A 6,283-nucleotide genomic window follows, 5' to 3' on the forward strand; every position below is an offset into this window, starting at 1 on the left:
GGCCTTCGGCGACTCCTCCCGATAGGCCCGGAACGTCACCGGCGGCGTCCAAGAAATCCCAATCGCCGGGCTTATTTCGCTGAGATCACCTCACTCACCCCACACCCCCAGAGGCCGAGCACGCGTGCTGTTTGGCTGATCCGCCTGAATGTGGATGACCGGGAAGGCAGGATAGGTCTCCCAGCCGCTGGCCAACTCGTGGAGGAGAAGGTGCAGGACGCCTTGCTCTGCGGTCCGTCCGCCGAGCCGGAACCGATCATGATGACCCTGTACGCCGAGTACTACGAGCTGATGTGGCAGGGGCTCAAGACGTACGAATTCCGGCGTAGGTTCCTGCGTGACCAGCCGGTGACGTGGTGGGTATACCTCAACGCGCCCGTCTCTCGGCTGATGGCAGTCATCGACCTGGGCCCAGCCATCGTGGGCAGCCCGCAGGAGATCGCGGCGATCGCCGAACGAGGCAACCCCGGCAACGGCGCCAGCGTGTTGGAGTACGTGCAGGACTTGGAACAGGCGTACGCGATTCCGATTCTGCGGGTGCGCGAGTTTGAGGGTCTGTCGGAGACAGAGTTGCGCGAACGTCTCGGATCGTGGCAACCGCCGCATGGCTATCTGCGGCTGCGTGAACCGGAAAGCCGGGACATCCTGCACATCTGCGAGCAGATCGCAATCGAAGAGCCAATTCGGCAAATGGCCGTCCGCCATCCACAGCTACCGCACCGGGCCGGGAGGTGAGGGCCGACGGCCCGCCATGCCCGGAATACAGGCGGGCTGTCGCCGCCGCACCAGGCGCGTAACTGGACGTCAAAGACGTCATCCAGCAGACGGATTGGCGCAGAGCTAGACAAATGAGTCCAAGGCGTAACCGCGGTGATGCGGCGAGGGTGTCCATTCCCGGGGTGGGCAACCGAGCTAGATGTCCTCGCGACCGCGCTCGATGTGAGGGTCGGCGACTTGGAGAGTGCGCCGGAGGCGGCTCCATGGCGGGCCGCAGGTGGGGTCGGCGTCTCCATGGAGTGATGCCGAGCTGGTGACGCTGGCGGTGGTGTCGGCGTTGTTGAGCTGCCGCTGTGGGCGCCGCTGGTCGCGGTTCGCGCGCGCCGAACCGTGTGGCGTGCTTCTCCGTCTGCCTCGGCGGTCGGGCTACGGCCAGCGGCCGCGATATCGATGTCCCGGCGGGTGGTGGTGATCCGGGTCCTGGCCGACGGCACCTCGTGGTGGAGGGGTGAGGTGTGGGGTCGAGTCCACGCCGGTGCCGCGCGGTCGCGCGGTGGAGACCGCGCGGCGTGGCGCCTTGGCCGGGTGGGTCGAGTACGGCTGCCAGCGCCTCCGGCGTCGGCTCCTTCGAGGGCCGCGCCTGCATCGGGTGGGCGTGCTGTTGGCGCTTTCGGGCTGAGCGGCGCCAGGCCGACGAGCGCGAGGTTCCGCTGGGCATGCTGGCTGGCGCGCCCCGGGTACGGGCCGAGCATCGGCATCTAACGTCTATCGCCAATTGTCGGTTCTCCGGCCGTGTTCTTCGCGCGGAAGCTGGTCGAGGACGGGGTGCGGCCGCTGTGCCCGGCACGGGCCGGTAAGGCCGAGCGGGCTGGCGCGCGGCTGTTCAAGCCGTTACGCCAGACCATCGAGTCGAACAACCAGACTTACGAGAGCCAGCTCGACCTGGAACGACACAGTGGCCGGACCTCGGCCAGCGTCACCGTCGGTGTCTTCGTCAATATCTTGGGCTGGCCGCGGTCATCTGGCACAACGACCACACCGGCCAGCCAATCTGGTCACACCGCAGCGTGGCTGAGTAGGCACGACCTGCACCAGCGCGGCAGCCGCTCGAGTCAAGGGCCACGGCCTGTAAATATGCGCGGTATGGACGTCTGCCTGGGTTCCCGCGACGCGCTGGACGCGTGCGTGGACACCGTGCCGTACGGTGACGAGGCGGCCTGGTCGTATCCTCCACCCACCGGCGAGATCACCGGTGGGTGGCCGCATGTGCGAGGCAGCCCCGACTCCATAGCGGGCGCGGCGATACTCGTGCGTGTTCTGCCCAGGCTCCGTCAGGCATCACACGATCGCCATGGCAGCGTGGTGCTGCTATAGGTCGACGAGCGCACCGGCGGATGCGGCGGCGCGAAGCTTGCTTTGAGGGACCGCCGCTCTCGAACGTGTAGACGAAGTCTCGATCGGTTACCCGGGCACCGGCTACCTGGTGATCGGCGGGTGGGGAGTATTGCGCCTACACCCACGCGCACGCCCACGTGACGGGCTAGCGAGCCGTTTCGGCGGTAACGGAACCATTCCCCCTCCCATCGCCAAGTCCGTAGGACTGGTCAGCGCGCTAGGTCAGATCTACTTGCCCGCTGGAGACAGGGAAGGATTCCCGCCAGCTACGAAGCTGACGGTGGCTGCGATCCTCGGCGGTGAGGGCTTTTCGGTCACGCCAGACCTGTGCACACTCAATGTAGATACGCGGCTCACCTCGTCCCTGGACGACAGCGCCACAGAGAAGCCGCCGCGCAACATGACCCGGGGGGACGCCGGGGGCCGGACACCAGGTGGGCCCACGTGCGCGGGCCGCCTCGACCGCCGACGCATGATACGCATCGGCAACACGTTAGGACGAGCTGACGCCGCCACGTCGCGAAAGGAAGACACGCCGTGATCGAGGAACTGCTGAGACTAGCTAGGACGCGCCGACGCTTCATCAGTCACCGCGCTCGCCGCCGAACTCATCAAGACCCCCTCCCGAGGCGGGATCGACGATTACCGGCCGATCCTCACGGTCTTACAGAGTCAACTGGACAGTCATGGCATGCCCTGGCGCATGTTGTACGCACCAGACGGCGAGAGGGCCGGCCTTGTCATCGAGATCGAAGGCGGCCACCCCGGGCCGACATGGGTGCTGGACGCTTGCCTGGACACCGCACCGTTCGGCGACGAAAGCGCTTGGTCCTTCTCACCCACCGCCGGCGACATCGTCGATGGATGGTTGCGCGGTCGCGGTGCCGCCGATTCCAAGACGGCCGCTGCCATGTTCTGTCACATCGCCGCCGCCTTGCTTCCGCGCGCTCAGGATTTGCATGGCAGGCTAGCCGTGCTTTTCGACGTCGATGAGCACACCGGAGCGTTCGGCGGCGCTACGGCCTTCCTTGACAACCCTGGACCGGCGCCCGTCGCCGGCGTGATGATCGGCTACCCCGGCCTGGAAGAGGTAGTGCTCGGCGGCCGCGGCGTGTTCCGCGCTCATCTACGTGTCCACGGTATCGCCGGGCATTTCGGCGCCTCCAAACCGGCCGCCGCCAACGCGATCAGCCGAGCGGTACACCTGATCACAGGGCTGGAGGACGCTATCCCGCCACGGACGGCCAGCAGCCGCTTCCCGCAGCCGCCCAAGCTGACCATCACCCAGATCCACGGCGGTGAGAGCTTCACCGCTGTTCCCGACCACTGCACAGTCTCCATCGACATCCGTCTCACCGACGCCTTCCACGTCGACGACGCCAAGGAGCTGCTGCGGCTGGCCAGCGAGAACCTGGACTCCGGATTTCCCGCTCCCCAACCCACCACCATCGAGCCCGTCCTGGCCTGGCCGCCCTTCTGCCTGACCCCAGCTGATCAGCCCGCTGCGGCACTATTGTCCGGAGCTGAGGCAGCAGGCATCCTCGTCCATCCCAAGATCGCTGGCCCGTCAAACATCGGCAACTTCTTGGCCACTCGGAGCATCCCCAGCACAGCTGGCTTTGGCCTGGCCTATCAAGGCCTCCATGGCACCGACGAGCAGGTCCGGTTGGGCGAACTACCCGCCGTCCACGCCGCCTACCACCACGCGGTGCTGACCCTTCTCAGCGCCTGCTCCTGAACTTAGTCGATCTACGGACGTCTTCCGATTCCGCGGAGCCTGGACGAGAGCATCTACCTGATCACGATAGGACGAACTCGGCGCACTCGTATCGCGCGGGCGGCGCGCCTCCTCCAAGGCACCTCACGGCATCGAACAGGTGGTGCTTGAACGCGTAGACAGGTCAAGTCAGGCCGGAACAGACTGTGGCCATGGCGTCGTTGAGGGGCCGTCCGGAGAATCCCGAGTAGGGCTCTGTTCGGGCGCTACGCTCTGCCGCTCCGCGAGGATACGCTGCGTGGCTCAAGCCCATGGTTTCCAAGGCGATGCGGTGGCACGAGAGGGATAATACGGACACCGCTGCGGCTAATCGCGCACCGCAGCAACCCTGGGCGGATGGACCATCAAGAAGTCTACGAGCGCATGGCGCAGGCCCGGCTACGCGCCACACTGATCGACCACATCGAGGCCATCGAGCGGCAGCCGCCCAAGGTAGGCGAGCGAGTGCGGACGATATACCGGTAGCGCACCGCACGAGCTGGCGTGGCCGGCTCGCCAGACGCCTCGCGCGAAAGGGACGCCCGCTAGAGGACCTCGGATAGCCCGGCAAGGACGGAGATCGGCACACGTGCTCCGGGTCACGGACCGAAGGTGAGTTCGAGAGCGGCCTCGCGTAGGCTCGGCCGCCCGCTCGCGTCGTTCAGAAGACGGGCCGCGGCCGCAAGCTGGCGTTCCGCACGCGCTGAGACGCCTTCGCCCCGTCGTGGAAGCACGTCGCGGACCAGCACCTTCTCCGCCTCGTCCCAGGCGCGGGCGTGGGCCAGCGCCCACAGCAGGCTCGCGCGTGAGACGCACGCTCCTCGGTCACGGCCGGCGGACACGCCGGCAGCGGCCGCGACGGCGAAGTGTTCGGCAGCTTGTCCCCACTGGCCGATGTCGGCGCAGATCATGGCGTGATGCCAGGAGATCTCCCCCTCGGTCAGCCACCAGGCCCAGGCAGGGTCGTGGGAGTGAGGGCCGTCCAAGTAGCGGCTGCGGGCCTGACTGATCATGTCTCGGGCGCGGGCGTGCTCACCCATCTGTGCTGCGGCCCGTGCGGCACGCAGGGTGAACATGGTGCGGACGCTGCCCCGAACGGCACCGTCCCGCAGGGCGCTGTCGCAGATCCGCGCGGCCTCGGCCGGCTGGCGGAGGTGCGTGTCCAGCATGGCCAGCTGGCTGAGTACGAAGTTCTCCATGGAGCGGTCGCCTGCGGCGCGCGCGGTCAGGAGGGCTTCCAGGCTCATTCCGCGCGAAAGGTCGAACCTTTCAGCGTCGAAGGCCACCCATCCGGCGATCTGCTGAGCTTCCGCCGCCGCCGATAGTACTTCCCGGTCAGTGGGATACCGCGTGAGGGCGATGCGGCGAGCGCGGGCAGCGGCCCGTCCGACGACGTCCACTCTGTCACTGCTGCCGAACCGGGTGTCCAGAGCGATGATGTGGGCGCTGTCCGCACGCACCCGCGCAGCGATTTCTGCGGCCGCTTGTGAGGGGGCGCCGGCGATGGGCGGCGGACCGGGGCTCGGCAGAGCCGCCGACTCGATGAAGACGCCGAGAATGCGAGCCATCAGCAGCCGATCGTGCTCATCAGGCCGGCAAACGTCGTGCTCCCAGTCGCGAATCCTGCGTATCAGGCTCCCGGTGCCGGTTGAGGCGTCATGACCGGCTGCGCGTCGTAGCTCACGAGCCAGACTAGGCCGGTCCCAGCCGCGTTCTCGGCGCGCGTTACGCAGGCGCTGGCCCCAGGTGGCGCAGGACATCGGATGGAGGGGCATGGTTGGATTGTCGCCACGCTGGCCCCGTTCTAATCAGGTTCTCTTCCTCCGCCTCCCCCAGGTTTCCATCCTGACGTTGTGGCTTGGTGCGCGGGCTTGGTGCGGGCGCTGTGTGAGTAATCAACCCCCTGAGAACGGCAAATACATTCCTAGCAGCGAAGTGGGCATTCCTGATAAATAATTTGCTTGGCGGCGCGGCTGGCAAACAAATGGAGTTGAGCGCCTATTATGCTGACTTTGAGCAGAACTTCTGGGCAATCAGTGCCCTGGATTCTGGAAGCTAGAGCGGCGGCAGCACTTCAAGGAGCCTGGGTATGACAGTTGGGAAGCATTTGCGAAGGGTGAATGGGAAGAATCTCTAAGCATTCTTGAAGCGGAACGTGTGGATATGGTCGCCTACCATCGACGTGTCAAGGAACACGGTTTTGTTGCCCGACGCGTCAGAGTCGTCGAAGAGCCAATCAGTCCATATCTGCAATGGGAGCTATACGCACTCAGGGTTCGCGATCAATGCGGGGGGGCAGCGTGCGAATCGTAGGTCCTGATCCAATGCCACTGAGCGTAAGTTGATCAAGCCCTGAGCTGGGCCTGCGTGACTCTCCCGGCCGGTGAACGGGGTGCGGGGACGTGGAGCACGCCT

5 protein-coding genes and 1 pseudogene are annotated in these 6,283 nt (G+C 66.2%); 5 read left to right on the forward strand and 1 reads right to left on the reverse strand.

Features of this window, described 5'->3' with window-relative positions; genetic code table 11:
• Window positions 1-198: 198 nt before the first annotated feature.
• The 4 genes and pseudogenes from ACWEJ6_RS54110 (at window position 199) to ACWEJ6_RS54125 (ending at window position 4,354) form a co-directional block, all read left to right on the forward strand.
• Window positions 199-735: a hypothetical protein gene (locus ACWEJ6_RS54110; protein ID WP_452433549.1), complete on the forward strand. Its 537-nt coding sequence runs from the start codon at window positions 199-201 to the stop codon at window positions 733-735.
• A 138-nt stretch (window positions 736-873) separates the two neighbouring features.
• Window positions 874-1,796: pseudogene (locus ACWEJ6_RS54115) on the forward strand (IS982 family transposase).
• 1,007 nt (window positions 1,797-2,803) lie between these two features.
• A complete protein-coding gene (locus ACWEJ6_RS54120; protein ID WP_452433551.1) occupies window positions 2,804-3,850 on the forward strand; it encodes a M20 family metallopeptidase in 1,047 nt (348 codons plus the stop codon).
• 375 nt (window positions 3,851-4,225) lie between these two features.
• Window positions 4,226-4,354: a hypothetical protein gene (locus ACWEJ6_RS54125; RefSeq protein WP_452433552.1), complete on the forward strand. Its 129-nt coding sequence runs from the start codon at window positions 4,226-4,228 to the stop codon at window positions 4,352-4,354.
• A gap of 113 nt (window positions 4,355-4,467) precedes the next feature.
• On the opposite strand, the gene ACWEJ6_RS54130 is transcribed toward ACWEJ6_RS54125, so the two are convergent.
• A complete protein-coding gene (locus ACWEJ6_RS54130) occupies window positions 4,468-5,436 on the reverse strand; it encodes a DNA-binding protein (protein WP_452433554.1) in 969 nt (322 codons plus the stop codon).
• 457 nt (window positions 5,437-5,893) lie between these two features.
• Here ACWEJ6_RS54130 and ACWEJ6_RS54135 point away from each other — a divergent pair, with 457 nt between their 5' ends.
• Complete coding sequence (locus ACWEJ6_RS54135) at window positions 5,894-6,181, forward strand: DUF6879 family protein (RefSeq protein WP_452433555.1); 288 nt, start codon at window positions 5,894-5,896, stop codon at window positions 6,179-6,181.
• The last annotated feature ends 102 nt before the right edge of the window (window positions 6,182-6,283 follow it).

This window comes from Nonomuraea sp. NPDC004702, from assembly GCF_053601695.1.

Excerpts from the sequence above, each read along its gene's own strand:
- ACWEJ6_RS54120 (WP_452433551.1), top strand. The coding sequence starts at position 2,804 with ATGCCCTGGCGCATGTTGTACGCACCAGACGGCGAGAGGGCCGGCCTT.
- ACWEJ6_RS54125 (WP_452433552.1), top strand. The coding sequence starts at position 4,226 with ATGGACCATCAAGAAGTCTACGAGCGCATGGCGCAGGCCCGGCTACGC.
- ACWEJ6_RS54130 (WP_452433554.1), bottom strand. The coding sequence starts at position 5,436 with ATGGCTCGCATTCTCGGCGTCTTCATCGAGTCGGCGGCTCTGCCGAGC.